Source organism: Xenorhabdus stockiae (assembly GCF_002632825.1).
Classification (GTDB): Bacteria; Pseudomonadota; Gammaproteobacteria; order Enterobacterales; family Enterobacteriaceae; genus Xenorhabdus; species Xenorhabdus stockiae.
In genome coordinates, this window is record NZ_NJAJ01000110.1 from 1 (window position 1) to 1,918 (window position 1,918).

Sequence of the window (1,918 nt, forward strand, 5' to 3'; positions counted from 1 at the left end):
GAATATGTCAGTACCAAAATCAGTCGTCATTAATCTGGACGAACACCGGGCAAAAGAGCGTGATCCGTTAATACCGTTCACTCAAGCCCGAAAAGAGGGAATTTTTCATATCACCCCTAAATTAGATAAAGAAACAGGCGAGATTATCAAACCTGAGCAATGGTTATGCTCCTTTATTGAAGTCATTGGAACGGGTACGCTGGATGGTGATGAAGATGATCAATATCTCATTTTTCGTTGGAAAGCCCAGGGTAAGAAAGACCCCGTGATTAAAGGTATTTCCTCGGCTCATGTGGGTGAACGTGAGGGATGGCGGATACTGAAAGCGGCGGGTGTACAGGTCACCACTAAAAACCATCTCAGGGCCATTCTGGGTGACTGGTTTATCCGAAATCCAGCACAAGAAACATGGAGTGTTACCACTAAAACAGGCTGGCACAAAGGCGCATATATCATGCCTGATGGTTCCATCATTGGTAAGCCAGAACAACCGGTGTTATTTGTGGGGGGCAGTGCGTCAGCAAATGCTTACACCGTCTCAGGAACGGCGGAAAGCTGGCGTAAGCATGTAGCCACACTGGCGAATAATAACCCGTTCATGATGCTGGGGATTGCGACTGCATTAGCTGCACCTTTGGCGGGTATCGTGGGAACTGATGGCTTCGGTATTCATTTGTACGCTCAATCCACCGCGGGGAAAACGACAACTGCTGATATTGCAACCAGCTTATACGGCGAACCCGATAAGCAACGCCTGACATGGTACGGCACTGCATTAGGTATTGCCAATGAAGCACTGGCTCATAATGATGGCCTGTTATCACTGGATGAAGTCGGACAGGGCGCAAATCCGAAATATGTTCATATGTCAGCCTATACGCTGTTTAACGGTAAAGGCAAGATTCAGGGCGCTAAAGAGGGCGGCAACCGACCCATGGCAAGCTGGCGAACCGTTGCGATCAGTACGGGTGAAAAAGATATTCCGACATTCCTCATTGAAGCTGGTATCAAAATTAATGCCGGGCAATTGGTCAGGTTGCTGAATATTCCGATGGAGCGGGCTAAAGAATTGCACGGTCTGGAAAATGGCAAGGCCCACGCTGACGCTTTAAAACAAGGTTGCCGGGAGCACCATGGCGCAGCGGGACGAAAATGGATTGATTACCTCTCTTCACACCAGAAGGAGGCCAGACAAACCTATATTGATGCGCAAGCCCGATGGAGTAAGTTAATTCCTGAAAGTTACGGTGAACAGGTGCAACGGGTCAGTAATCGATTTGCTGCTCTGGAAGCGGCCATGATATTGGGGCGCGTTGTGACCGGATGGGATGAACGAGAGTGTCAGGATGCTCTGCAATATATCTTTAATGTCTGGGTGGCTGAGTTTGGCACGGGGAATAAAGAGCTTGAGCAAATTGTTGAACAAGCGGTTTCGTTTCTCAATGCTTACGGCATGAGCCGTTATGCCCCTCTGCCTTATGACGAAAGGGATTTACCTATACGGGATTTAGCCGGTTACCGGGAAAAGAAAGGTATCCATGATGATGCGCCAATAACCTTTTATACGCTGCCTGCCACATTCAAACAGGAAATTTCACGGGGGTTTAATACGGATATGTTTGCCGATGTATTAGCCAAAAAAGGCATCCTGAAAAAGCCAGCCAGTGGCAGGAGCTTTCAGGGAAAAACGCCCCGCCTTAAGCATTTAGGGGGCATTCAGCAGCGGGCGTATGTCATGGTACTGATCCCTGAATCGGATGAAGAAGCCTGATTTATCACACAAGAACTCAAACCTGTTGTCTCAGTTGTCTCTGTTGTCTCATTTTTATTAACTATATGAATTTTAATTATTTACATTTTTAATTTGAGACAACATGAGACAACAAACAGTGCATTTGAGACAACACCGTATTGCCGG

At 47.2% G+C, this 1,918-nt stretch carries 1 protein-coding gene; it reads left to right on the forward strand.

Annotated features, from left to right (window positions below; all coding sequences use genetic code 11):
* Positions 1–1,771 (forward strand): DUF927 domain-containing protein (locus Xsto_RS20570; RefSeq protein ID WP_099126298.1); only part of this gene is annotated, 1,771 nt, incomplete at its 5' end.
* Positions 1,772–1,918: the final 147 nt, after the last annotated feature.